The organism is Streptomyces sp. NPDC050439, assembly GCF_040655335.1.
In the GTDB taxonomy this organism is placed as follows: Bacteria; Actinomycetota; Actinomycetes; order Streptomycetales; family Streptomycetaceae; genus Streptomyces.
Genome location: NZ_JBFAJT010000003.1, coordinates 554,917 through 578,629 on the forward strand (window position 1 = coordinate 554,917; position 23,713 = coordinate 578,629).

Annotated in this window: 20 protein-coding genes; 13 read left to right on the forward strand and 7 right to left on the reverse strand. The window is 71.6% G+C overall.

Translation table 11 applies throughout. From position 1 onward, the window contains the following. The first annotated feature begins 113 nt into the window (after positions 1 to 113). From AB0I66_RS15535 to AB0I66_RS15560, 6 genes are all read left to right on the forward strand, one after another. Positions 114 to 482 (forward strand): arsenate reductase family protein, encoded by a 369-nt coding sequence (locus AB0I66_RS15535; RefSeq protein ID WP_363208349.1) that lies wholly within the window; start codon positions 114 to 116, stop codon positions 480 to 482. Between the two features lie 140 nt (positions 483 to 622). Then, entirely contained in the window at positions 623 to 1,093 is a 471-nt protein-coding gene (locus AB0I66_RS15540) for a hypothetical protein (protein ID WP_363208350.1), read from the forward strand. Positions 1,094 to 1,254: 161 nt separating this feature from the next. Then, positions 1,255 to 2,274: a glutamine synthetase gene (gene glnII, locus AB0I66_RS15545; protein ID WP_363208351.1), complete on the forward strand. Its 1,020-nt coding sequence runs from the start codon at positions 1,255 to 1,257 to the stop codon at positions 2,272 to 2,274. 118 nt (positions 2,275 to 2,392) lie between these two features. Beyond that, the gene (locus AB0I66_RS15550) at positions 2,393 to 2,515 is read left to right on the forward strand and encodes a hypothetical protein (protein ID WP_363208352.1); all 123 of its coding nucleotides are present in this window, start codon (positions 2,393 to 2,395) and stop codon (positions 2,513 to 2,515) included. Positions 2,516 to 2,603: 88 nt separating this feature from the next. Then, positions 2,604 to 3,212: a winged helix-turn-helix domain-containing protein gene (locus tag AB0I66_RS15555; protein ID WP_363208353.1), complete on the forward strand. Its 609-nt coding sequence runs from the start codon at positions 2,604 to 2,606 to the stop codon at positions 3,210 to 3,212. A gap of 84 nt (positions 3,213 to 3,296) precedes the next feature. After that, entirely contained in the window at positions 3,297 to 4,292 is a 996-nt protein-coding gene (locus AB0I66_RS15560; RefSeq protein ID WP_363208354.1) for an NAD-dependent epimerase/dehydratase family protein, read from the forward strand. Between the two features lie 76 nt (positions 4,293 to 4,368). Here the strand turns inward: AB0I66_RS15560 and AB0I66_RS15565 are convergent, their stop codons facing one another. Further along, positions 4,369 to 6,552 carry an MMPL family transporter gene (locus AB0I66_RS15565; protein WP_363208355.1) on the reverse strand — a complete coding sequence of 728 codons (2,184 nt, stop codon included), beginning with the start codon at positions 6,550 to 6,552 and terminating at the stop codon, positions 4,369 to 4,371. 231 nt (positions 6,553 to 6,783) lie between these two features. On the opposite strand from AB0I66_RS15565, the gene AB0I66_RS15570 reads away from it, so the two are divergent. Genes AB0I66_RS15570 through AB0I66_RS15580 form a run of 3 tightly spaced genes read left to right on the forward strand, consistent with a single transcriptional unit; the run spans position 6,784 to position 10,260 of the window. After that, the gene (locus tag AB0I66_RS15570) at positions 6,784 to 8,055 is read left to right on the forward strand and encodes a sensor domain-containing protein (RefSeq protein WP_363208356.1); all 1,272 of its coding nucleotides are present in this window, start codon (positions 6,784 to 6,786) and stop codon (positions 8,053 to 8,055) included. Then, entirely contained in the window at positions 8,040 to 8,690 is a 651-nt protein-coding gene (locus AB0I66_RS15575; protein WP_363208357.1) for a response regulator transcription factor, read from the forward strand. The genes AB0I66_RS15570 and AB0I66_RS15575 overlap by 16 nt, the downstream gene beginning before the upstream one ends. A gap of 55 nt (positions 8,691 to 8,745) precedes the next feature. Next, positions 8,746 to 10,260 (forward strand): DUF1996 domain-containing protein, encoded by a 1,515-nt coding sequence (locus tag AB0I66_RS15580; RefSeq protein WP_363208358.1) that lies wholly within the window; start codon positions 8,746 to 8,748, stop codon positions 10,258 to 10,260. A gap of 71 nt (positions 10,261 to 10,331) precedes the next feature. Here AB0I66_RS15580 and AB0I66_RS15585 read toward each other — a convergent pair whose 3' ends face one another. Then, on the reverse strand, positions 10,332 to 10,772 hold the full coding sequence (locus AB0I66_RS15585; protein ID WP_363208359.1) for a hypothetical protein: 441 nt from the start codon (positions 10,770 to 10,772) through the stop codon (positions 10,332 to 10,334). A 177-nt stretch (positions 10,773 to 10,949) separates the two neighbouring features. Between AB0I66_RS15585 and AB0I66_RS15590 the strand changes: the two genes are divergently transcribed. Genes AB0I66_RS15590 through AB0I66_RS15600 form a run of 3 tightly spaced genes read left to right on the forward strand, consistent with a single transcriptional unit; the run spans position 10,950 to position 16,529 of the window. Next, a complete protein-coding gene (locus AB0I66_RS15590) occupies positions 10,950 to 14,075 on the forward strand; it encodes an alpha-N-acetylglucosaminidase (RefSeq protein WP_363208360.1) in 3,126 nt (1,041 codons plus the stop codon). A gap of 24 nt (positions 14,076 to 14,099) precedes the next feature. Continuing rightward, a complete protein-coding gene (locus tag AB0I66_RS15595) occupies positions 14,100 to 14,591 on the forward strand; it encodes a tetratricopeptide repeat protein (protein ID WP_363208361.1) in 492 nt (163 codons plus the stop codon). A 30-nt stretch (positions 14,592 to 14,621) separates the two neighbouring features. Beyond that, on the forward strand, positions 14,622 to 16,529 hold the full coding sequence (locus AB0I66_RS15600) for a hypothetical protein (protein WP_363208362.1): 1,908 nt from the start codon (positions 14,622 to 14,624) through the stop codon (positions 16,527 to 16,529). Positions 16,530 to 16,544: 15 nt separating this feature from the next. Here AB0I66_RS15600 and AB0I66_RS15605 read toward each other — a convergent pair whose 3' ends face one another. The 5 genes from AB0I66_RS15605 to AB0I66_RS15625 form a co-directional block, all read right to left on the reverse strand. Further along, positions 16,545 to 17,063 carry an N-acetyltransferase gene (locus AB0I66_RS15605; RefSeq protein ID WP_363208363.1) on the reverse strand — a complete coding sequence of 173 codons (519 nt, stop codon included), beginning with the start codon at positions 17,061 to 17,063 and terminating at the stop codon, positions 16,545 to 16,547. Then, the gene (locus AB0I66_RS15610) at positions 17,060 to 17,764 is read right to left on the reverse strand and encodes a TetR/AcrR family transcriptional regulator (protein WP_363208364.1); all 705 of its coding nucleotides are present in this window, start codon (positions 17,762 to 17,764) and stop codon (positions 17,060 to 17,062) included. The genes AB0I66_RS15605 and AB0I66_RS15610 overlap by 4 nt, the downstream gene beginning before the upstream one ends. 77 nt (positions 17,765 to 17,841) lie before the next feature. Further along, positions 17,842 to 18,912: a PDR/VanB family oxidoreductase gene (locus AB0I66_RS15615; protein ID WP_363208365.1), complete on the reverse strand. Its 1,071-nt coding sequence runs from the start codon at positions 18,910 to 18,912 to the stop codon at positions 17,842 to 17,844. Between the two features lies 1 nt (position 18,913). Next, entirely contained in the window at positions 18,914 to 19,846 is a 933-nt protein-coding gene (locus AB0I66_RS15620; RefSeq protein ID WP_363208366.1) for a metal-dependent hydrolase, read from the reverse strand. Positions 19,847 to 19,951: 105 nt separating this feature from the next. After that, positions 19,952 to 21,577 (reverse strand): fused response regulator/phosphatase, encoded by a 1,626-nt coding sequence (locus tag AB0I66_RS15625; protein ID WP_363208367.1) that lies wholly within the window; start codon positions 21,575 to 21,577, stop codon positions 19,952 to 19,954. A 473-nt stretch (positions 21,578 to 22,050) separates the two neighbouring features. Between AB0I66_RS15625 and AB0I66_RS15630 the strand changes: the two genes are divergently transcribed. After that, positions 22,051 to 23,700, forward strand: a complete 1,650-nt coding sequence (locus AB0I66_RS15630) for a glycoside hydrolase family 13 protein (protein ID WP_363208368.1) — start codon at positions 22,051 to 22,053, stop codon at positions 23,698 to 23,700. The last annotated feature ends 13 nt before the right edge of the window (positions 23,701 to 23,713 follow it).

The window sequence follows — 23,713 nt, forward strand, 5'->3', positions numbered from 1 at the left end:
CTCGAACATTGCTTCAATTCTACTGCCAGGCACTGACAATCGCCGCTGGCCAGACGGCCTTTGAGGCCATGGGGCGGGTGGGTCTTGGGTGGGGCGCGGGTAGCGTGTGGGGTATGGAGATCTGGATCAATCCCGCTTGCTCGAAGTGCCGCAGCGCGCTCACTCTGCTCGATGCCGAGGGCGCCGACTACACCGTCCGCCGCTACCTGGACGACGTCCCCACCGAGGACGAGATCCGCGCCGTCCTGGAGCGGCTCGGCCTGGAGCCGTGGGACATCACCCGTACCCAGGAGGACGCCGCCAAGGAGCTGGACCTGAAGGACCGTGAGGCCTGGCCGCGCGACGCGTCGGGGCGCGACCGCTGGATCACGGCGCTCGCCGAGCACCCCAAGCTCATCCAGCGGCCCATCATCACCGCCGACGACGGCACCGCGGTGGTGGGGCGCACGGAGGAAGCGGTGCGGGACGCGTTGTCCCGGTAGTCGCGTTGTCCCGGTAGTCGCGGCGGTCTCGCGTGAGACGGCAGCGGCAGCGGCAGATGACGGGCGACTGATGTGCCGCCTCCGGCAAATCGTTACATACAGCCCCATACGGTTGGGCACTCCCCGAAAGGAGTGCACCCGTGCGGAAGCTGACGTCCGGAGGTGTCTACGGGACCATCCTCGCGAGCGCGCTCGTCGCGGCCCTGCACTCGGAGAAGCAGGCCTACACCCCCTTCTACGACGCCGCCTGGATCATGGTCACCGCGGGCACGGCCGCCCTCGCGCATGGCTACGCGCATCACATGTCCACGCACCGGCCCGGGTCGGGCCTGCACCGGTGGCGGCAGCTGCTGCGGGAGCTCATGGACGAGTGGCCGGTGATCGTGGCCTGCTGGCCCACCGTGGCACTGCTCGTCCTCGCCGGGACCTTCGGCTGGCCCGAGCCGCCCGTCACCTACTCCGCGCTTCTCCTGAACGCGGCGCTCCTGTTCGGCTGGGGCACCTTCGCCGCGCGCCGGGCCGGCTACCGGCGCCGCTCGGCCGTGCTGCTCGGCATGGCCGACGCCACGATCGGGCTGCTGATCGCGGCCGCCAACGCCGTCATCAAGTGAGGGCCCTTGGCGTGAAGTGGGCCACATCCACCGCAGGTAACACGGGGTTCACATTCGAGCAATGGACGGGAAATCGCGCGTTGGCAGGCTGCGCGACATCACCACGGCACCGCAGCACCCGCACGTTCTGCGCCGTACCGAGCTTTTAGAGGATGGGCCCCGTGACCTTCAAGGCTGAGTACATCTGGATCGACGGCACCGAGCCGACCGCCAAGCTCCGTTCCAAGACGAAGATCATGACGGACGGCGCCGAGCTCCCGAACTGGGGCTTCGACGGATCCAGCACGAACCAGGCCAAGGGTCACGCATCCGACCGCGTGCTCAAGCCGGTCTTCACCTGCCCGGACCCCATCCGCGGCGGCGACGACGTACTCGTGCTGTGCGAGGTCCTCAACACGGACATGACGCCGCACGAGTCCAACACCCGCGCCGCGCTCGTCGAGATCGAGGAGCGGTTCGGCTCGCAGGAGCCCATCTTCGGCATCGAGCAGGAGTACACCTTCTTCGAGGGCGACCGCCCGCTCGGCTTCCCCGTCGGCGGCTTCCCCGCCGCGCAGGGCGGCTACTACTGCGGTGTCGGCGCCGACGAGATCTTCGGCCGTGACATCGTCGAGGCGCACCTGGAGAACTGCCTCAAGGCGGGCCTCGGGATCTCCGGCATCAACGCCGAGGTCATGCCCGGCCAGTGGGAGTTCCAGGTCGGCCCGCTCGCGCCGCTCGAGGTCTCCGACCAGCTGTGGATCGCCCGTTGGCTGCTCTACCGCACCGCCGAGGACTTCAAGGTGTCGGCCACGCTCGACCCCAAGCCGGTGAAGGGCGACTGGAACGGCGCGGGCGCGCACACCAACTTCTCGACGAAGGCGATGCGCGAGGGCTACGACGCGATCATCACCGCCGCCGAGTCCCTGGGTGAGGGCTCCAAGCCGATGGACCACGTCAAGAACTACGGCGCGGGCATCGACGACCGCCTCACCGGCCTGCACGAGACCGCCCCGTGGAACGAGTACAGCTACGGCGTCTCGGACCGCGGCGCCTCGGTCCGCATCCCGTGGCAGGTCGAGGTGGAGCAGAAGGGCTACATCGAGGACCGCCGCCCGAACGCGAACGTCGACCCGTACGTCGTGACGCGCCTCATCGTCGACACCTGCTGCGCCGCCCTGGAGAAGGCCGGCCAGGTCTGATCGCGTGCTTCGCCACGTCCCCGGAGGGGGTGCCCGCCAGGCCGGCGGGCACCCCCTCCGGCATGGCAGCGTGCGAGAGGGAGCGACCCCGGCCCCCCTCATCTGCTTCAATGGACTCATGGGCAGCCACGGGAACAACGCGACGGGTCGTGATCACGACCTGGAGCCGTTCTGGCCTTCCCGTCAGCACCACGACTTCGACCGGGTGTGTTGCCGCGCGATGAACGCGCAGGCCCTCTAACGCCGTTCACCCGGCTTTCGCCTGACGCGCACGACGTACGTACGTCCTCGACGACTGACGACTCCTTCGCGCGAAAGAGCTGACTTCCATGGCGAACTCCCGTTCCTTCCCGGCCTCCACCGCTTCGACCGCCGCCCTCACGGCCACCGCGCCGCCCCAGGCCGGCCCCGGCCGGGGGCGGCTGCGAGCCGTCGCCCCGGACGAGGTGGCGCAGATCACCGACTTCCTGCCGCCGGGCGCGACCTGGCTGCCCGCGCCCCAGCACACGCTGCCCACGCTGCCGGGCCAGCCGCCGATGATCGGCTACCTGGTCCTCGTACCGGCCGGACAGGAGCCGGTGGCCGCAGCCGCCGCCCCTGCCACCGCCACCGCCACCGCCGCACCCGAGCCCCGGCAGACGTCCGGCGACCCCGTGTGGATCGACGCCGTGCAGCGCGCGGCGCGGGTCGGCGACCGCCCGCTCGACCTCACCTACCTGGAGTTCGAGCTGCTCGCGCATCTCGTGGCCCACCCCCACCGGGTGCACACGCGCGACCAGTTGGTCACCACGGTGTGGGGCTACGGGCATGTGGGCGACGGGCGCACCGTGGACGTCCACATCGCGCGGCTGCGGCGCAAGCTGGGGGCCGAGCACCGCAGGACGATCCAGACGGTGCGGCGGGTCGGCTACAAGTACGCACCGCCGGCATCCCGCTGACCTCCGGTTTCCCGGGGCGGGCCGGGCTCTGCCGCCAGCAGAACCCGGTTCCCCCGACGGCCCGCAGCGTGCAGAGTCTGCGCCATGAGACTTCTGATGCTGGGCGGTACGCGGTTCGTGGGTCGGGGCGTCGTCGAGGCGGCGCTCGCGCGTGGCTGGGAGGTGACGGTCTTCCACCGGGGCCGGCACGAGGCGCCCACCGGCACGGTGTCGCTGCTCGGTGACCGTACGGCCGAAGGCGGCCTGGACGCCCTCGCCGCCTCCGACGGGGAGTGGGACGTCGTCGTCGACACCTGGTCGGGGGCGCCGCGCGCCGTACGGGATACGGCGCGGCTGCTCGCGGGGCGGGCCGGGCGCTACGTGTACGTGTCGAGCGCGTCCGTGTACCGGTATCCGGGAGTGGCGGGTTCGGACGAGAGCTACCCGCTGGTCGAGGGGGATCCCGACGCGGATTCGGTGGCGTACGCGGAGGACAAGCGGGGCGGCGAGCTCGCCGCCGTCGCGGAGTTCGGGGCCGAGCGCACGGTGCTCGCCCGCGCCGGACTGATCCTCGGTCCGTACGAGAACGTCGGGCGGTTGCCGTGGTGGCTGAACCGGGTCGCGCGGGGCGGGCCCGTACTGGCGCCGGGGCCACGGGAGTTGGGCCTTCAGTACATCGACGTGCGGGACCTCGCGGAGTGGGTCCTTGATGCCGCCCTCGCGGGTCTCCACGGCCCGTACAACGTCATCTCCCCCATCGCGCACACCACGATGGAGGAGTTCCTGGAGGCGTGCGTGGCCGTGGTGGGCGCGGCCGACGTAGAGCTGCGCTGGACCGACCCCGCGGTGATCGCCGAGCACGGCATCGAGCCGTGGTCGCAGCTTCCGGTGTGGCTCCCGCCGGGCGAACTGCACGACACCATGCACCGCACGTCGACCCAGAAGGCGGCGGCCGCGGGGCTGCGTGCGCGGCCCGTGGCGGAGACGGTCGCGGACACCTGGGCCTGGATCCAGTCCCTGGGCGGGGTGGCCCCGCAGCTCCCCGACCGCGGGGCGAAGGGCGTCGACCCCGAGGTGGAGGCGAAGGCGCTGGGTCTGTAACGGGGGAACGGGGCGGCGGCCGGGCTGGAGTTTCCAGCCCGGCCGCCGCCCCGCCCCGTCAGGGGCCACGCGGGTCCTACACCCTGGCCGAAGGAACCCGCTGGGGTCCACGCTGCTCAGGTGCCACCGGCTCCTCGCCGTGCGAGATCCTCGGCAGCCACGACAGGTACCGCGGCGTACGCCAGTTGCGCTCACCGAGGAGCGTCATCAGGGACGGCAGCAGCACCATCCGCACGACCGTCGCGTCCAGCAGGACCGCCACGCCGAGGCCGACGCCCATCTGCTGCATGTCCTGCATGGACAGCGTGCCGAAGACCGCGAAGACCGCCACCATGATCACGGCCGCGCCGGTCACCGCGCCCGCGGTCCGTGTGATGCCCTCGCGGATCGCCGCGCGGTTGTCCAGGCCCCGTTCCCGCGCCTCGCTGATCCGTGAGACCACGAACACGTGGTAGTCCATCGACAGGCCGAAGAGGACCACGAGGACGAACAGCGGCATCCAGTTCTCGATCGCGCCCACCTGCTCCGAGCCGATCAGCTCCGCGCCCCAGCCGTGCTGGAAGACCGCGGTCATCACGCCGTACGCGGCACCTACCGAAAGGAGGTTGAGGCCGATGGACGTCACCGCGATGACCACCGATCGAAAGCTGAAGAGCATCAACAGGAACGTCACCGCCGCGATGAAGGCGAACACCGGCACGATGCCCTTGCTGAGCTGGTCGCCGAAGTCCTCGGACTCGGCGAGGTCCCCGCCGACATACGCCTCCGCGTCCAGGCCGTCGAAGGCCGCGGGAACCACGTCGTCCCGCAGTTCGCCAAGGGCTTCCTTGGACTTCGCGTCGCTGCCGTCACCGGGCAGCGGTACGTCGATCTCGGCCACGCCCGCGCTCTTGTGGACGGTGAGTTCGGCACCCTTGCCCGCGTCCCGCACCACCGCGGCCAGCGCGTCCCGGGTCTCCTTCGACCCGATGTCGTCCGCCTTGACGACCACCCGGGCCGGCGCGGGGCCACCCGGGAACTCCTGGGTGATCTCCCGGAAGGAGACCGAGAGCGGGGCGTCCGAGCCGAACTGCTTCTCCAGGCCCAGCTGTTCGGTCTTCATGCCGAGCGCGGGAGCCGCCAGGGCGAGGAGGAGGATCGCCGAGCCGACGGCGAAGATCTTCGGCTTGGCGAGGACCGGCCGCAGCAGCTTGCCCGCGATGCCGCCGCTGGCGTGTGCGCCCTTCTTGTTCTTGCGGTTGAGGAACGGGATGCGCCCCGCGTTGATCCGGTCGCCGAGCGCGGACAGCAGCGCGGGAAGCACCGTCACCGAGCCCAGCATCGCCACGCACACCACCAGGATCGTGGCGACCGCGAAGCCCTTGAAGAGCAGCAGGCCGGAGAGGAACATGCCCGCCATCGCGACCATCACCGTCAGGCCGGAGACAAGCACGGCCCGCCCGCTGGTGGCCGCGGCGATCCGCAGCGCGGTCTCGGCGTCATGTCCCGCCGCGCGCTCGTCCCGCTCGCGCCGCAGGTAGAACAGGCAGTAGTCGACGCCGACGGCGAGCCCCATCAGGAACATCACCGAGTACGTCGTCTCGAACAGGTGCAGCTGGTGGCTGGCGAGCGAGAGCAGGCCGAAGGCCGCCACGCACGCGGTCAGCGCGAGCCCGACCGGAAGCAGTGCGGCGACCACCGCGCCGAAGGCGACCAGGAGAATGCCGAGGGCCAGCGGCACCGCGGTGAACTCGGCCCTCGTGAGATCGTCCGCGAGCAGGTCGCTGAGCTCTTTCTCGGAGCTGGCGTCGCCGAACTGGTAGACGGAGACGCCGTTTTGGGCGCCGTCGTCCTTGGCCTTCTGCACCGCGTCGAGCACCGGTTGCACACGGTCGGTCGCCTCGTCGGAGGCGCCCTTCATCTGGAAGCGGAGCAGCGCGTCCTTGCCGTCCTCGGAGGGCAGCGGCGCCTGCATCTTCTGCGTCTCGCCGGTGGCGGTCAGCGCCTTGGAGAGGTCGCTCGCCGCGTCCCGCCAGCCGTCGGCCGTCTTCGAACTGACCATGACGAGCTCACCGGCGGGCTCCTCGACGCCCGCGTCCTTGAGGATCGTCGCGGCGCGGCCCGATTCGCCGACCCCCATCTCGTCGTCGGTCGCGGTGACCATGCCCGAGGCCCCGCCGATGGTCGTGGCGAGCACGACGAAGAGCAGCCAGCCGAGGATGGCCGTCTTGCGGTGGTGCGCGCTCCACACCCCGAGTCGTGCCGCGAGGTTTGGCCTCATGGCGTTTCGCCCCCATAAGTAAGCAGTGGATAAGCCGGTGGTTGACGAGGACAACGCTAGAAATCCGGGGGCCGCCCACCCAGCCGCCGAAGCCCCCACTGTCCGAAGCACAGGGCGAGGTCAGGGGGTGTCGTCAGGTACACCCCCGGCCCGGGTGCCGGACCCAATGACCGTTGCCTGGCCCAGCGGCGAGAATGTGTTCATGCCACTGGAAGAGATGGGGATCAGAAAATGACGAGGGTCCGTGAATCCGTGATCGCGGGAGCCCGGGGGTTCTTCCTGTCGGTGATCATGCTCGCCGGATCGATCACACTCTTCGTGCTGGCGGTCCTGTCCATCGCCTTCATCCCGCTCGGGATCGGGGTCTTCACGACCCCCGTGGTGCTCTTGGGCGTACGCCAATGGGCCGACCTGCGCCGCCGCCAGGCCGATGCCTGGTCGGGTGTACGGATCCCACGCCCCTACCGTGCCTTCCCACCGGATCTGCGCAACGGCGTCACCGGGCAGGTGGAGCGCACGTCTCTGCTCCTGAAGGACCCGGCGACCTGGCGTGATCTCCAGTGGCTGCTCGTCGACATGACCGCCGGCTACGTGACGGTGATCTTCGCGCCGGCGCTGTTGCTCTACCCGCTGTACGGCTACGTCCTGGCACTCGGCGTCTGGCGGCCGATCTACGACGCGGGCGGCGGCGACTGGTACGGCTTCATTCACGTCACCTCGCAGACCGACGCCAACATGGCGGCCCTGCTCGGCACCGCGCTCGGGGTCGTCGGCATCTTCAGCAGCCCCGCCATCCTCCGCGCCCACTTCCTCCTGACCCGCACGCTCCTCGCGCCCACCACCTCCATGCGGGAACGTGAACTGGCCCAGCGCGTCGACCGGTTGACCGCGACCCGGCATGACGCCGTGGACACCTCCGCCGCCGAACTGCGCCGCATCGAGCGGGACCTGCACGACGGGGCGCAGGCCCGCCTGGTCGCGATGGGCATGGACCTCGGCACCATCGAGGCGATGATCGAGAAGGACCCGGCGAAGGCCAAGGAGATGATCGCCAAGGCGCGGCAGAACTCCGGTGAAGCGCTGACCGAGCTGCGTGACCTGGTCCGCGGCATCCATCCGCCCGTGCTCGCCGAGCGTGGCCTCGGTGACGCGGTGAAAGCCCTCGCGCTGCGGCTCCCGGTGCAGACCGACGTGGACGTGGAGCTGTACGGCCGTGCCGACGAGCCGGTGGAGTCTGCGGCGTACTTCGCGGTGAGCGAGGCGCTGACCAACGCCATCAAGCACTCGGGGGCGGACCGCATCTGGGTGGACGTCCACCACGCGCAGGGCATGCTGCGCGTCGCGGTCACCGACAACGGCAAGGGCGGCGCGTCCATCGGCGCGGGGTCCGGGCTGAGCGGGATCGAACGCCGACTCGGTACATTCGACGGCGTACTTGCCGTCAGCAGTCCCGCGGGCGGCCCGACCATGGTGACCATGGAGATCCCTTGCGAGTTGTCCTAGCCGAAGATCTCTTCCTGCTGCGCGACGGCCTGGTGCGGATGCTGGAGGCATTCGACTTCGAGATCGCCGCGGCGGTGGAGACCGGGCCCGAACTCACCAAGGCCCTGGCAGAGTTGAAGCCGGACGTCGCTGTCGTCGACGTCCGGCTTCCGCCGTCCCACACGGACGAGGGACTGCAGTGCGCGCTGGCGGCGCGCAAGGCACGGCCGGGGCTTCCCGTGCTCGTGCTCTCCCAGCACGTGGAGCAGCTGTACGCGCGCGAGCTGCTCGCCGACGGGAACGGCGGGGTCGGCTATCTCCTGAAGGACCGGGTCTTCGACGCCGCCCAGTTCATCGACGCCGTACGCCGGGTCGCGTCGGGCGGCACCGCGATGGACCCGCAGGTGATCCAGCAGCTCCTGTCGCGCCGGTCGGCGGACCAGCCGCTCGGCAAGCTGACGCCACGCGAGCGCGAGGTGCTCGAACTCATGGCGCAGGGACGGTCGAACGCGGCGATCGCGGCGGAGCTCGTCGTGACGGAACGGGCGATCGCCAAGCACACGTCCAACATCTTCGGGAAACTGGACCTTTCGGTGTCGGACGACGACAACCGGCGCGTTCTCGCCGTACTCGCCTATCTGGATCAAGGGCGCTGAGCGGAAATTCCGCGCCTGATTGAACGGGGCCGACTCCTGTTGCGTACGTAGTCCCATGGGACGCACTCCACGACGCACATCACGAAAACGATCAAAACTCGCCGGGCGCGCGATCGCCGCCTCGGCTGCGCTCATCCTGGGCGGCGGCGGAATGGTCGCGGTGAATGTCTACGCGAACGCCGGCGAGAGCAATGGTCCGCCGTCCGCCTCCACCCGGTCCGGCGAGCAGGGCGGCGGTCCGGGGGTGGGGATGGCGACCATCAGCTGCCCGGACGTGGGCACCCAGCTCTCGGACGTACCGGACGGGGCCCGCGAGGACGTGGACCGGCGGCTCGCGGAGCTGGACACCCAGATCACCGCCGCCTACGAGAAGTTCGCCGACGCGCAGAACACCGAGCAGGCCAAGGCCGTGCTCGAGCCCCTCGAGGAGCAGCGGCGGCCGACCATCGAAGGCATCGGGTCCTCGATCGACCAGGCGGGCGGGCAGCCGCCGCAAGGGATCGACGGCATGGCGCCGTGCACCATGCGGGCGGACGACTCGGCCGGGCAGCAGCAGCCGCCGCAGGACGGGGGCGACGGCCAGGAGCAGCCCCCGCAGGACGGTGGTGACGACGGGCAGGAGCAGCCGCCCGGCGACGGCGGTGACGGCGGCGACCAGGAGCAGCCGCCCGGTCAGAACGGCAACGGCCCCGAGGCCTCCGACTTCGTCGACATCAACTCCGTACAGCCCAACGTCAACCGCCCCGACAAACGACGCGGCGCGTCACGCGGCACCTTCACCACGAAATGCGGGACGAACGAGAACGGCAAGTTCAATCCGGACAATGTCATCGCCGCCCCCGGCGTGAGCAATGGCGCCCACCACATGCACGATTACGTCGGCAATCAGGCCACGGACGCTTTCTCCGGTGACGACGATCTCGCGAACGGCGACACCACCTGCCGCAACCAAGGGGACAAGTCGACCTATTACTGGCCGGTCCTGAGGCTGCAGAACGGGCAGGACGAGAACGACGCCGACGCGGACGGCGGCGGAAAGGACCAGAACGTCGGCGAGATCCAGACCCCGACGTCGGTCACGCTGAAATTCGCCGGGAATCCGACGGGCAAGGTCGTCGCGATGCCGCGCTTCCTGCGCATCATCACCGGTGACGCGAAATCGCTGACCAACGGGGACGCGAACGCCAACGCGTCCTGGAGCTGCACCGGGTTCGAGGACCGGCAGCTGAAGGACAAGTACCCGATCTGCCCCGAGGGCAGCCAGGTCGTCCGGACGTTCAACTTCCAGAGCTGCTGGGACGGCCAGAACACCGACAGCGCCAACCACCGTACGCATGTGGCCTTCGCCGACGAGCAGACCGGCGCGTGCCCGCAGGGCTTCAAGGCCATCCCGCAGCTGGTGCAGCGCATCGTGTACGACGTGCCGCCGGGCCCGGGATTCGCCGTCGACTCGTTCCCCGAGCAGCTGCACAAACCGGTCACCGATCACGGTGACTTCATCAACGTCTTCGACCAGAGGCTGATGAAGCGCATGGCCAAGTGCATCAACAGCGGTCAGCGCTGCAAGTGACCCGCGCCGAGCGGTACTGAGCCGAGCCCCTCGGCTCAGTACCGCAGGCCGGCCCCCATACCGCTGCGCGGTCAGCCCGTGTGGTGACCGGAGTGGCCCGAGTGCCCCGGGCCTCCGTCCTCGTGATCCCCACCACCGCTACTCCCCGAGTGGTGCGAGGACTTCTCCACGGTCCCACCGAGCCGGCCGCGCAGCCGCATGACCACCTTCTCGTCGCCGACCGCGATCCACTTCTTGCCGACGAGGTACGTACCGCCGTAATCGGTCGCCTCGTCGAACCATTCGGCCTGGCCACGGGCATTTGTAAAGGTTACTAGGACGTAGCGGCGGGCACCTTTGTCACAGGTGGCCTGCCGCAGTTCGGCCGCGTCCGTCTGGATGTCGGGCTCGCAGTGCGCCTTGGCCGCTATCTGCTCCAGGCTGCCGCTCGCCGTGTCCGGTGGCGCGTCGTCGCCGTCGGAGCCGCACGCCACGAGCACCGTCAGCAGTCCCGCACCCATCCCCAAAGCCATGCCCGACCGCATGCGCCCACGCATGCCCCCACTCGCGCCCGCAAGCGTCTTTCGCGCTGCCTTCATCGCCCCATCAGTCCCTTCGGGCGAGGTGAACTCGCCATGTCCGTATGCACCGTTGAGCGCAGGACGCCGCACGGATACCGTGCGCCGCACCATTCGACCCAGGGGGTACACATGACCGATCCGTCCCGACGTTCCGTGCTCGGCACCGCCGGGGCCATCGGCCTCGGTGCCGCCGTCGGCGGGGTGGCGGTTCCGTCCCACGCCGCCGAGGGGCCCGTCCAAGGCCCCGCTGTCGCCCTCGATACGGATTCCGCGCGCTCAGCACTCAACAGACTCCTGCCGCATCACGCGGAACAGTTCCGTCTCAGACTCGTCCCCGCGAAGGGCGGCACGGACCGTTTCCGCGTTTCCGGCACGACTGGACGCATCGATGTGTCCGGCACGACGCCTGCCGTGCTGCTCACCGGGGTCCACTGGTATCTGAAGTACGTCTGCGGGGCCCATGTCGCCTGGAACGGCAGCCAATTGGACCTGCCGCGCAGGCTTCCCGCGCCCGCCCGCCCCTTGGAGCGGTCCACCGGGCTCGCGCACCGGTTCGCCCTGAACGACACGAACGACGGGTACACCGCGCCCTACGCCGACTGGGCGTACTGGGAGCGGATGATCGACGTCCTCGCCCTGCACGGCTGCAACGAGGTCCTGGTGATCGCGGGGGCGGAGGCCGTCTACCACCGGGTCCTGAAGGACTTCGGCTACAGCGACGCGGAGGCACGCGCGTGGCTGCCCGCGCCGTCGCACCAGGCATGGTGGCTGCTGCAGAACCTGTCCGGGTACGGGGGCCCGCTGTCCCCCGCCGTCATCGCGGACCGGGCCGAGCTGGGCCGCAAGATCGTGGACCGGCTACGGTCGCTGGGCATGGCGCCGGTGCTCCCCGGCTACTACGGCCACGTCCCCGACGGCTTCGTCGCGCGCAACGGCGGGGACGCGCGGGTGATTCCCCAGGGCATCTGGCACGGGTTCAGGCGACCGGACTGGCTCGACCCGCGCACCTCGGCCTTCGCGAAGGTCGCCGCGTCCTTCTACCGGCACCAGGAGCAGCTCTTCGGGGCCGCCGAGAACTTCAAGATGGACCTCCTCCACGAAGGCGGCACCCCGGGGGACGTCCCCGTGCCGGACGCGGCACGCGGCGTGGAGGCGGCCCTGCGCAAGGCCCGCCCGGGCGCGACCTGGGTGATCCTCGGCTGGGAGGCCAACCCGCTGCCCGAGCTGCTCGACGCGATCGACCGGCGCCGCATGCTGATCGTGGACGGGGTCTCCGACCGGTTCACGAGCGTCACCGACCGCGAGAAGGACTGGGGCGGCACGCCGTACGCGTTCGGGACCATCCCCAACTTCGGGGGCCGCACGACGATCGGGGCCCGCGCCCACATCTGGAACGAGAAGTTCTTCGCGTGGCGCGACAAGGGCGGCAGCGCGCTGGTGGGCACGGCGTTCATGCCGGAGGCGACGGACCGGGACCCGGCCGCCTTCGAGCTCTTCTCCGAACTGGCCTGGTCCAAGGAGAAGCTCGACCTGAAGTCGTGGTTCGACGGCTACGCGGGCTTCCGCTACGGCGGCCACGACTCCGACGCCCGGCGCGCTTGGCGGGCCCTGCACGACACCGCCTACCGGCACACCGCCGTCGAGCGCAGCGACCCGCACGACTCACTGTTCGCGGCCCGCCCCGACCTGGCGGCGAACCGCGCCGCCGAGTACGCGCCGCGCGCGCTGACCTACGACCCGGGCCGCTTCGACGCGGCGTTCGCCGGGCTGCTCGGGGTCCGTGGTGGGCTGCGGGGCAGCGCCGCCTACCGCTACGACCTGGTGGACGTGGCCCGGCAGGCGCTCGCGCACCGGAGCCGGCAGTTGCTGCCGCAGCTGCGGTCCGCGTACCGGCGCAAGGACGCGGACACCTTCCGTGTGCTGTCGACGCTGTGGCTGCGGCTGATGCGGCTCTCGGACGAGCTGACGGCCACCAACTCGGCTTTCCTGCTGGGCCCTTGGGTCGAGTCGGCGCGCAGGATGGGCACTTCCGAGACGGAGCGGGCGGAGTTCGAACGGACCGCGAAGGTGCTGATCACGGTGTGGGGCGACCGGGCGACGTCCGACGGCGGGAAGCTGCACGAGTACGGGAACCGCGAATGGGCCGGGCTCATGGCCGACTTCTATGTGCCTCGCTGGCAGAAGTGGCTCGACGAGCTGGCCGACGCGCTGGCCGCCGGGCGCGAGCCGCGGGCGGTGGACTGGTTCGCGGTGGAGGAGCCCTGGACCCGGGAGCGCAAGGACTATCCGCTGCGGGGCACCGGTGACCCGTACCGGACCGCCTCACGGGTTCGGGACGTGCTGGCACGGGCGCCGTACCAGGGGTCCCTGGAGGTCGTCGCCGACCCGCCGTCGCTGCCGCCCGGCGGGCACGCGCGGGTCGAGGCGGTCTTCCGCAACGTCAACGGACTGCGGGCCACCGGCCGTGTCGACTTCCGGCTGACGGGGGTCGACGCGGAGCCTTCCGGCCCGGTGTCGCTGCCCCGGGTCGCTCCCGCGGCCACGGGCAAGGTGGTGTGGCGGGTGAGCGCGCCGGGCACCCCGCTCGACCGTCCGCTGCGACCGCTCCCGTACGAGATCGCCGTGCGGTACGGCCCCGCGGGCGAGCGGCGGGTGGAGGCGGTCCACGAGGGCGTGCTGTTCGAGGCGGGCCCGGTGAGGGCGGGCTGGAAGAAGTACACCAACAACGCCGCGGTCTTCGGCGAGCTCGACGGCCGGTACGCGATCAACGGCGGGGGCGCGGACCTGTGGAAGGGCACGACGGAGTTCGGCACGCAGTACCGGGAGGGTGCGCTGCGCGGCGGCGTCTCGGTGACGGTCCGGGTCGACACCCAGGCGGTGACGGGTCCCTGGGCCAGGGCGGGCCTGATCGCGCGCAACGAGATGGGGGTCGCGGGGTCCCGGGGCTTCGTCGACCTCGCGGTCACGCCGTCGAACGGGGTGGTCCTGTCGTACGACACGAACGGCGACGGCACCCTGGACACGTACAAGCGCATCACGGGCATCAAGGCGCCGGTGCTGTTGCGCCTGACGCGGGCGGTCGACGCGGTGACGGGCTCGTGCTCGACGGACGGCGGGAGCACGTGGCAGGTGGTGGCGAGCGTGCCGGTGCCGGGGGCCGCGGCGGCGCAGGACGTGGGGCTGTTCATGAGCGCGACCAACGGGGGCGACGGGGCGCGGGGGACGGTGGAGTTCAGCGAGTGGCGGGTCGACTGAGGCACGCCGTGCAAAGGTGTGGCCATGGATATCGCGTGGGAGCAGCGGGTGGCCGAGGCGTGGGCCTCGGTGGAGCAGTACGACGACCGGGGCGAGGAGTTCCGCAAGATCATCGACGCCTTGGCCGAGGAGCTACCGGAGGGAAGCCCCGTCGCCAGCTTCGAAAGGGCCTGCGCCTTCGACTCCACCGGCCACTCGGACCGTGCCGTCCCGCTGTACCGGGAGGCCCTGGCGAACGGCCTCGACGGGTACCGGCGGCGCCGCACCGTGATCCAACTCAGCAGTTCCCTGCGGAACATCGGGCAGGCCGAGGAAGGCGTCGCACTGCTGGAGCCCGAACTCGACGCGCCCAGCGACGAGTTGGACGACGCGGTGCGCGCCACCCTCGCCCTCTGCCTCGCCAGTCTCGGGCGTGAACGCGAGGGCCTGGCGCTGGTGCTCGGCGCCCTCGCGCCCCACCTCCCGCGCTACCAGCGGTCAATGGGCAACTATGCTCGAATGCTCACGGAGAGGTGACCATCCGACGATTCGCTCGTTTTGCTGAACGTGTCGTCGAATGTGAAGTCCCCCTCCCCGCCCCAGGATCTCTCCGGCGTCGTCGATGTCGAGCAGGCCGAGGCCGCCCTCGTCGAGCACTACCCGCGTCTGGTGCGGCTCGCCTATCTGGTCCTGCCGCCCAGCCTCGGGCGCAACCGGCGTGTCCTGACCGCCCACGCCCTGACGCAGCGCGCGCTGCCCCGCAACGGCAGGCCGGCCGACGCCGAGGTCATCCCGGAGCAGCGCGCGGGTGACGGACGCAACGGCGACCCCGGGTACGCGTACGTACGGCTGCGGATCGTCGCCGCCGCCCTCGACGCGGGGCTTCCGCTGCGGCGCAAGGCCTGGCCCAAGCGCGCGCAGCTGCCGCCGCTGCTGCCGCAGGTGTGGGGGCTGCGGCTCTTCCCGCGGTCGGGCGGCGCCGACGAACTCGCCCTGGACCAGCGGCTCTCGGCGCTCTCGGGCCCCGCTCGGGCCGCGTACGTGCTGCGCGGCCTGGAGCGCCTCCCCGACGCCGACGTACGCAAGGCGCTCGCCGCCGCCGGAGTCGACGAGCCGGGCCAGGCGCTCGCCGAGGCCGACGGCGTGGACGCGGCGTACGAGCTGCTCAGGTCACCCGAGTTCGACCCCTGCTCGCTTCAGGCGCGGCCCACCGACCTGATGCGCCGCAGGCAGCACATGAAGGCCGCGGGTGTCGCGCTGGCCGCCGCCCTGGTCTGCGGGGCGCTGCTCGGACTTCCGGGCGAGGGATGGGGTCCCGACGGGGCCGCCGCGCCCGCGTACGCGCAGAATCCGGCGGGGCAGGCCGCCCTGGACCCGGAGCAGGTGACGAAGGTCGCGGCCGGTGCGTGGGAGAAGTCCGCGCGCGCGGACTTCTCCGTGTGGCCCGCCAGGGGCGCGCTCGTCGACGACGACGCCCTGCTGCGGCGCGCCCTGGCCGTCTGGGCGCGCCCCGGAGAGTCGGTGCAGGTCTCCGCCACGCCCGGCACGGCCGCGGGCGCCCCGCCCGGCCCCGCCCAGCTGCTCTTCGCCGGTGAGGTCGACGCGGCCCGGGTCGTCCTCCTCTACGACGGACTGCGCATCGTGCGGTACGCCGAGCCCAAGGACGGCACCAGCGGGGCCGCGCTCGACTTCGCCCGCGTGGACGGCGCGACGAGCGCCGAGGCCGGAGCCCTGGTGGTGAGCCGCGTCGACGGGAACGTCCGCTATCTGACCGCGCCTTGGGTGAGCGGTGTCGGCGTACGGGACCTGCTGAAGCCGCAGCGGAACGCCGATGCGTTGAAGCGGGACGGGGAGGGTGTCACGGAGCCGTTCGCCAGTCCGGCGCAGGCCCGCGCGTGCACCTCCTGGAACGCCCTGCAACTGCGGGACGACGCCGGGGTGAATCGACTCTCCTCCGACCTGGGCGAGCTCGTGCCCGCCCATCTCACCGCCGGGCGCCCGCAGGCCCCGCGCGAGGCCACGGCCGAGAGCTGGTCGACGGCCGCCTGCTCCCTCGCCGACGCGCGCTCGAACGGCGTGCGTTCCGTCAACTCCTGGCAGTACGCACGCCAGGCGCTGCCCGAGGCGAACGGCGCCGCGGCCTGGCTCTGCACCCGCGCCGACACCTGGCGGGGCGACGGAGGCCGGGCCCTCGCGCAGTTCCAGGCGGCGGGCGCGGCGGCGGTCGCGGCGAAGGCGGAGGACTCCGCGGCGTGCGGGGCGCGACAGCCTTCGGTGCTCGCGGGAGTGCGGTGGAAGTCGCGGGGCGGGAACTGGTATCTGCTGGGGGCCGGCAGCAGGGACGTCGTCTCGGTGCAGGCTTCCGGCGGGTCCCGGACCCCCGGGAACACCGTGGCCGCGCCCGTGAAGCGGGGCGCTCGCGCCGGGCTCACCGGGCGTCTCGCGGACGGCTCGAAGGTGTCGACGCTGCGATGACGCCGCGTTGATGTCTCAGGCGTCGGACGGGACCGGGCCCCGCAGCTCCTTCTCCAGGAGCAGCACGCCGTACGTGCTCCCGTCCGCCGCCACCTTCCCCGGCAGCTCCCCCACGACCGCGTAGCCCGCCGCCTCGTAGTACTCCCGCAGCCGCGGGTTGGACGTCACGCAGTCCAGGCGGCAGCGGTCCCGGCCGGCCTCCGCTATCCGGCGTTCCGCGCGGGCCAGCATCGCGCGGCCCGTGCCCGCCGGGGCGCCGCGCCGGGTCATCAGGCGGTGCACGTAGCCCGCGACGGGCGGCTGCTCACCCCAGGCGGGCTCGTCCGCCCACCACACCTCGTAGGCCCCGGTGACCATCGCGCCGTCGTAGGCGAGCCAGACCTCGTCCGATGCGATGCGCCCGCGGAAGTGCTCCGCGCCCTTGTCGCCCGGCTTCCACTGGTCGATCCCCCGGGCCCGCATCCAGTGCGCGGCTCCGTCATAGAGGGCGACGAGGGTGGGGATGTCGTTCTCGTCGGCCAGGCGGTGGGTCAACTGGCCTGCTCCTGCGGGACAAGGCCGATCAGCCGGGTGATCAGCGCGGCGAACGGTCCGTCCGGCGGCTCCTCGGCGAGGATGCGGCGCAGGATCGCGGCCATCTCCTCGTCGTACGCGGCGCTCACGGCGGCGAGCGCCGCGAAGTCGTGCACCAGTTGCAGCTCCAGCTCGGCGCGCGGGATGCGGCGGCCGTCGAGCCAGATGAGCGCCGTGGACTCGGCGAGCGAGATCCAGGAGCGGATCACCAGTTCCAGCCTGGCGGGCGGGTCCGTGACGCCCAGGTGCGCGAGGATCTGGACGTACGCCGCCTGCCGCACCGAGTCGATGAGCGCGTTGGTGGTGGACGAGCCGACGGCGGGACCGCCGCGCATCAGTGCGGAGAAGCCGGGGCCGTGGCCGTCGACGAAGTCCAGGAAGCGGCCCATCACCCGCAGCAGGCGCGCGCCGAGCGGGCCTTCCCGCGGCTCCACGAAGCGGTCGGCGAGATCGTCCGCCGCCCGCTGCAACGCCGCCTCGTACAGGCTGAGTTTGCCCGGGAAGTAGTGGTAGACCAGCGGACGCGAGATGCCCGCGGCCGCCGCTATCTCGTCGATGGACACGTCGTCGGGCGAGCGGTGGCTGAACAGGTCGAGCGCGACCCCGATCAACTGCTGCCGCCGCTCCTCGACACCCATTCTGCGGCGCACCCCGGTAGTCATGCGAACACCTTACCGAGCAGATCCAGCCGTCCAAGGGGTCGGTCCACCCCAACCGTTCACATCTCGCGCCCCATGTCTCACATGTCGAGCACGATTCGGTCGCCGCTCGCCCTCGACACGCAGATCAGCATCGAGTCGGCACGCTCGGCGTCCGTGAGCAGTTCGTCCCGGTGGTCGATCTCCCCTTCGAGGACGCGCTGTTGGCAGGTTCCGCAGAAGCCCTGCTCGCAGGAGTACGCGGTGTTGGGCAGCTCGGCGCGCACCGCGGACAGGACCGTGGAGTCGGCGGCCACGGTGAGGGTCCGCCCGCTGCGGCGCAGTTCCACCTCGAAGGTGCCGTTGCCCTCCGTGGAGGTGTGCGGCGCGAATCGCTCCAGGTGCAGCTCGGCGCCCTCCGGCAGCGTCGCGGCCACCGCCTCCATCAGGCCCTCGGGGCCGCACACGTGCACCGCGGCGGCGGGCGGCAGGTCAGCGAGGAAGGCGGCCAGGTCCGGGCGGCCGCCCTCGTCCTCCGCGACGACCGTGACCCGGCCCGGCATGGCGCCGGCCAGTTTCGCCACGTCCTCCAGGAACGGCATCGAGGCCCGGGAGCGGCCCCCGTACAGCAGCCGCCACGCACGGCCCGCGGCCTCGACCTCCCGCAGCATGGGGAGGATCGGGGTGATGCCGATGCCGCCCGCCACGAAGACGTACGCCTCGGCGTCGGCGAGCGGGAAGCGGTTGCGCGGCCCGCGCACCTCGACCTCCGTGCCCTCCCGGAGCTGCTCGTGCACCTCGCGCGAACCACCGCGGCCGCCCTGCTCCTCGTCGATGAGGCGGGTCGCGACGGTGTACGAGGAGGTGTCCTCCGGGTCCCCGCACAGCGAGTACTGGCGGACGAGTCCCGAGGGGAGGACCAGGTCCAGGTGGGCGCCCGGCTCCCAGGCGGGCAAGTGAGCGCCTTCCAGGCGCAGTTGTACGACGCCGTCGGCGACCGGCTCGTGCCGGGTGACGACCAGGCGCAGCGCGCGGGAGCGCGGGCGGCCCGAGACCGGCTCCTCCAGGGCGGGCAGCGGCCACAGCGGGGAGGCGTCGATGCGGCGCCGCATGGCCCGCTTGGCGAGCAGGGCGGCGCCCGTGACGAGCAGCACGGTGCGGATGCGGGGCATGTCAGCGTGCTCCCTTCGGCGCGGGCAGCGATTCCGTCGCGGCCTCGGCGGCGGTGGCCGCCGGGGACGAGGCGAGATAGGCGACGGCCTGGGCGGTGCTGCCCTCGTGGGAAGGGTGATAGGCCCGGCTCAGATAGCGGGGGATGGAGCGGATCATGTCCGGGGTCGTGGGCAGCGTGCCCTGCTTGCCGCCCCGGTAGAAGTCCTTGAACGAGGCCTTGCCGCCGATGAGGGTCGGGTCGTTCTCCATGAAGAAGCGCGCGCCGCGCTGCCAGAGGAAGACCAGGGCGGTGAAGGCGGTGGCCCAGGTGCGGGCGCGGCGGCGGTAGCTGCCGTCGACGTGCATGAAGAGCTCGAAGGCGACAGAGCGGTGCTCGACCTCTTCGGCGCCGTGCCAGCGCAGCAGGTCCAGCATGGTCGGGTCGGCGCCCCTGCGGTCCAGCTCGTCCGCGTTCAGGACCCAGTTGCCGAGAAAGGCGGTGTAGTGCTCGATGGCGGCGATCATCGCGACGCGTTCCATCAGCCACCACTTGCGGGCCTTGCCGGGCGGCAGCGTCCGGTCGCCGAGCATCTTCTCGAAGAGCCAGTCGACCTGGGCGGTGTACGGGGTGGGGTCCAGGCCCTGCTCCTTGAGGTGCGGCAGCACCTCGTCGTGGGCCTGCGCGTGCATGGCCTCCTGGCCGATGAAGCCGATCACGTCCGCGCGGAGCCGGTCGTCCCGGATGTACGGCAGGACCTGCTTGTAGACGTGGACGAACCAGCGTTCGCCCGCCGGGAGAAGCAGGTGCAGCACGTTGATCGTGTGCGTGGCGAAGGGGTCGCCCGGCACCCAGTGCAGTGGAGTGTCCTCCCAGGAGAAGGAGACTTTGCGTGCCTTGAGCGGTATGTGCTCGGACGCGACGGGCTTCGGCTCCCGGCTCTGCGTATTAGACATGGCGTCAATGTACTGACGGGTAGGCACGTGGGTACAGATCCTTGCGGCGGTTAATTCGAAGGTTGATCCGGTGGTCGATCCGGCGGTCGATCCGTCGGTGCCGGGTCAGTTCGTCCTGCGCAGCGCGAGAAGCGCGATGTCGTCCTCGCGTTCACGGCCGAAGCACGCGAGGAGCGTGTCGCAGAGGTCGGCGACGCCCCGCGGCGCGCCCGCCGCCGCGATCCGCAACTGCTCCATCGACACCGCGAGGTCCATGCCCCGCGTCTCGATGAGCCCGTCCGTGACCATCAGCAGGCGTTCGGTCTTTCGCAGGATGAACTCGCTCGGCTCCGGCCTTTCGAGGCCGAGACCCAGCAGCGGCCCCCGTACGTCGACATACCGGGCCGTGCCCTCGTCCCGCACCACGAGCGGCGGGATGTGCCCCGCGTTGGCGATCCGGACGCGTCCGGTGGCCGGTTCGATCAGGCTCAGGCACATGGTGGCCGTCACGCCCGGGTGGTAGTGCTGCAGCATCCGGTCGAGGCGTCCGGCGAGCGCGCCGGGGTCGGGGTCCTCGACGCAGTAGGCGCGCAGCGCGTGCCGGATCTCGACCATCACGGTGGCCGCTTCGAGCGAGTGTCCGACGACGTCACCGATGCCGGTCAGGACGCCGCCGGGCGTCGGAAGCGCCGCATAGAAATCACCGCCGATCTCCGCCTGGCGCGAGGCGGGTTCATAGCGGACGACGACATCCGTGCCGGGCAGCTCCGGAAGCTTCGACGGCAGGAAGCTGCGCTGGAGGGTCAGCGCGACGTGGCGCTCCTCCTCGTACATCACCAGGGGTTCCGCGGCCAGCGCGGTGGCGTGGGCGAGCCGTTCGACGAGGTGCTCCGTCTCGTCGGAGAGTCCTTCGCGGTACGCGGGCGTCGCGAGGCACACCAGCGTGCGCCCCTCGTTCAGCCGGGCCAGGACGAGGTCGGCCTCCTCCGGCGCCCCGTCACCCCACTGCCCGACGCCGCCGACGGAGCGGAAGAACCCCGCCGGCCACAGCGGTGCCGGCACGACCGTGTGGCGCACGCCCGTACGCCCCGACATGACGCGCCGCATCAGCCGCGCCACCGCCTCGTGCGCCCCGGGGTCCGGCAGCAGGGCGGCGGCTCTGCGCCGGGAGAGCCCCCGGTGGATCTCACCGTCCGCGCCGAGCACGAACACCGTCGCGGGACTCTCGGTCAGTCGCTCCGTGCCGGTGGCCGCCGCGTCCGCCAGCTCGCCCAGGCAGCGGGCGGACTGCACGGCCAGGATCGTCCCGGCGAGCAACGCTAGCCGTCCGGCCCGGAGTTGGGCGTCGCTGCGGGACCGGGCGCCGCGCGCGGCGGCCCGTACGACCGCCTGGATCTCCTCGGGTTCGGCGGGCACCGTCAGATAGGACTCGCCGCCCGCGTCCAGGCCTCGGCACCGGTCGGCCGGCGGGCGGGCCGCCGCCGAGAAGTGGACGACGGGCAGGCTCGCGATGGGCGGCAACTGCTTGATGCGGCGGCACAGTTCGTAACCGCTCATGTCGGGCAGGCCCACGTCCACGAGCGCGACGTCCGGCAGATCCCCGGCCCGCATCCGCACGTCGAGCTCGATCAGCGCCTCGCTCGCGCTCGCGGCGAGCACGACACGGTGGCCGTCCCGGCGCAGCACGGCGCTCAGCGCGTACCTGCTGGCGGGTGCGTCGTCGACCACCAGGACCGTGCTGACTGTGTTCACTGCCTTGCCCTTGACGCTCACGCGGGACAGCCCCTCGGCGCAAAACGGCGCAGGCCGACTCGTGCCTGCCTCATCAAGTTAGCGCGCCGCCGCACGCGCCGGGAGAAGACGGCGGCACTACGACCCCAACCGGTGGAGGTGGACGAACCGGCCGCACGCGCGGCTCGCCTGACAGTAGAATTCCTGGCTTCGGCCTGCGGGAAGGGCGCGCCGGCGCCCTCTGGCAGCCCTTCGCGGCTCCCGGCAGCGGGCGCGGCGGCGTCCACCGCGCGTCCCGCGTCGTGCGGAGGCCGGGAGCGGGGCCGGGCGCACGCGTCCTCAGCAGTTCGCGGTAGTGGTCCTGCGCCTGTTCGACGGGCGATCCGCGCGCCGCCCGGACAGCACACCACCGGTGAGGAGGACATCCTCGTGACCTTCGCCTTCCGCGCGGCGTTCAACAAAGCGCCGCCCGCCCCCGTACTCCCGAGGACTTCATGACCCAGCACGTCACCGCCGCCCTTCCCGCAGACGCCGAGGCCGACGGCTCCGCGCGCCACGAGTGGTGGCGCGATGCCGTCATCTACCAGGTGTATCCGCGCAGCTTCGCCGACGGGAACGGCGACGGCATGGGCGACCTGCCGGGCGTCACGGCCCGCCTCCCCCACCTGCACCGGCTCGGCGTGGACGCCGTCTGGCTCTCCCCCTTCTACGCCTCGCCGCAGGCCGACGCGGGGTACGACGTGGCCGACTACCGCGCGGTGGACCCCATGTTCGGCGCGCTGCCGGACGCCGACGACCTCGTGCGGGAAGCGCACGCGCTCGGGCTGCGGGTGATCGTCGACCTGGTGCCCAACCACTGCTCGGACCGGCACGCGTGGTTCAAGCAGGCACTGCGCGAGGGCAAGGGATCGTCGCTGCGCGAGCGCTTCCACTTCCGGCCCGGCAAGGGCGACGAGGGTCAACTGCCGCCCAACGACTGGGAGTCCGTGTTCGGCGGGCCCGCCTGGACGCGTGTCGCGGACGGCGAGTGGTACCTCCACCTCTTCGCGCCCGAGCAGCCCGACTTCAACTGGGACCACCCGGCGGTGCGCGACGAGTTCCGCTCCATCCTGCGCTACTGGCTCGACCTGGGCATCGACGGTTTCCGCATCGACGTGGCGCACGGCCTGGTCAAGGCCGCGGGGCTGCCCGACATCGGCCACGAGCAGCAGGTGCGGCTGCTCGGCAAGCAGGCCGTCCCCTACTTCGACCAGGACGGCGTGCACGAGATCTACCGTGACTGGCGGGGAATCCTCGACGCGTACGCGGGCGAACGGATCGCCGTCGCCGAGGCGTGGACGCCGACGGTGGAGCGCAGCGCGCGCTACCTGCGCCCGGGCGAGCTGCACCAGGCGTTCAACTTCGAGTACCTGACGACCGGGTGGGACGCTGACGCGCTGCGCTCCGTCATCGACCGCTCCCTCGTCGCGATGAACGCCGTGGGGGCGCCCGCCACCTGGGTGCTGTCCAACCACGACGTCGTACGGCACTCCACGCGCTTCGCGGACGGCGACGCGGCACGGGGCCTGCGCCGGGCGAGGGCCGCCACGCTCCTGATGCTGGCCCTGCCCGGCTCGGCGTACATCTACCAGGGCGAGGAGCTCGGCCTGCCCGAGGTGACCGAACTGCCGGACGAGGTGCGCCAGGACCCGGCGTTCTTCCGCAGCACGGGGCAGGACGGGACACGGGACGGCTGCCGGGTGCCGCTGCCCTGGTCCGGGGAGCGGGCGCCGTTCGGCTTCGGTCCCGTCGAGGGCGGCCCGAGCTGGCTGCCGCAGCCCGCGAGCTGGAAGGACCTCACGGTCGAGGCGCAGGAGGGCGACCCCGCGTCGACCCTGGAGTTCTACCGCCGCGCGCTCGCCGCGCGCCGCGACCACCCGGCGCTCGGCGCGGGCCGCAACGTGGAGTGGCTCGAAGCCCCCGAGGGCGTCCTGTCCTTCCGCCGTATGTCTGCGCGCGGTGCGGTGGTCTGCACGGTGAACCTCACGGCTGCTCCCGTCACCGTCCCCACCCCCGGCACCATGCTCCTGTCGAGCTCCGACGCGACCCCCGGAGCCGACGTGACGATCGTGCCCGCGGATTCAACGGTCTGGTGGGCAGCCTGAGATGTGACCGGTA

Excerpts from the sequence above, each read along its gene's own strand:
- AB0I66_RS15590 (WP_363208360.1), top strand. The coding sequence starts at position 10,950 with ATGACCGATCCGTCCCGACGTTCCGTGCTCGGCACCGCCGGGGCCATC.
- AB0I66_RS15610 (WP_363208364.1), bottom strand. The coding sequence starts at position 17,764 with ATGACTACCGGGGTGCGCCGCAGAATGGGTGTCGAGGAGCGGCGGCAG.
- AB0I66_RS15535 (WP_363208349.1), top strand. The coding sequence starts at position 114 with ATGGAGATCTGGATCAATCCCGCTTGCTCGAAGTGCCGCAGCGCGCTC.
- AB0I66_RS15580 (WP_363208358.1), top strand. The coding sequence starts at position 8,746 with ATGGGACGCACTCCACGACGCACATCACGAAAACGATCAAAACTCGCC.
- AB0I66_RS15565 (WP_363208355.1), bottom strand. The coding sequence starts at position 6,552 with ATGAGGCCAAACCTCGCGGCACGACTCGGGGTGTGGAGCGCGCACCAC.
- AB0I66_RS15630 (WP_363208368.1), top strand. The coding sequence starts at position 22,051 with ATGACCCAGCACGTCACCGCCGCCCTTCCCGCAGACGCCGAGGCCGAC.
- AB0I66_RS15585 (WP_363208359.1), bottom strand. The coding sequence starts at position 10,772 with ATGGCTTTGGGGATGGGTGCGGGACTGCTGACGGTGCTCGTGGCGTGC.
- AB0I66_RS15620 (WP_363208366.1), bottom strand. The coding sequence starts at position 19,846 with ATGTCTAATACGCAGAGCCGGGAGCCGAAGCCCGTCGCGTCCGAGCAC.
- AB0I66_RS15555 (WP_363208353.1), top strand. The coding sequence starts at position 2,604 with ATGGCGAACTCCCGTTCCTTCCCGGCCTCCACCGCTTCGACCGCCGCC.
- AB0I66_RS15570 (WP_363208356.1), top strand. The coding sequence starts at position 6,784 with ATGACGAGGGTCCGTGAATCCGTGATCGCGGGAGCCCGGGGGTTCTTC.
- AB0I66_RS15560 (WP_363208354.1), top strand. The coding sequence starts at position 3,297 with ATGAGACTTCTGATGCTGGGCGGTACGCGGTTCGTGGGTCGGGGCGTC.
- AB0I66_RS15550 (WP_363208352.1), top strand. The coding sequence starts at position 2,393 with ATGGGCAGCCACGGGAACAACGCGACGGGTCGTGATCACGACCTGGAG.
- AB0I66_RS15615 (WP_363208365.1), bottom strand. The coding sequence starts at position 18,912 with ATGCCCCGCATCCGCACCGTGCTGCTCGTCACGGGCGCCGCCCTGCTC.
- AB0I66_RS15595 (WP_363208361.1), top strand. The coding sequence starts at position 14,100 with ATGGATATCGCGTGGGAGCAGCGGGTGGCCGAGGCGTGGGCCTCGGTG.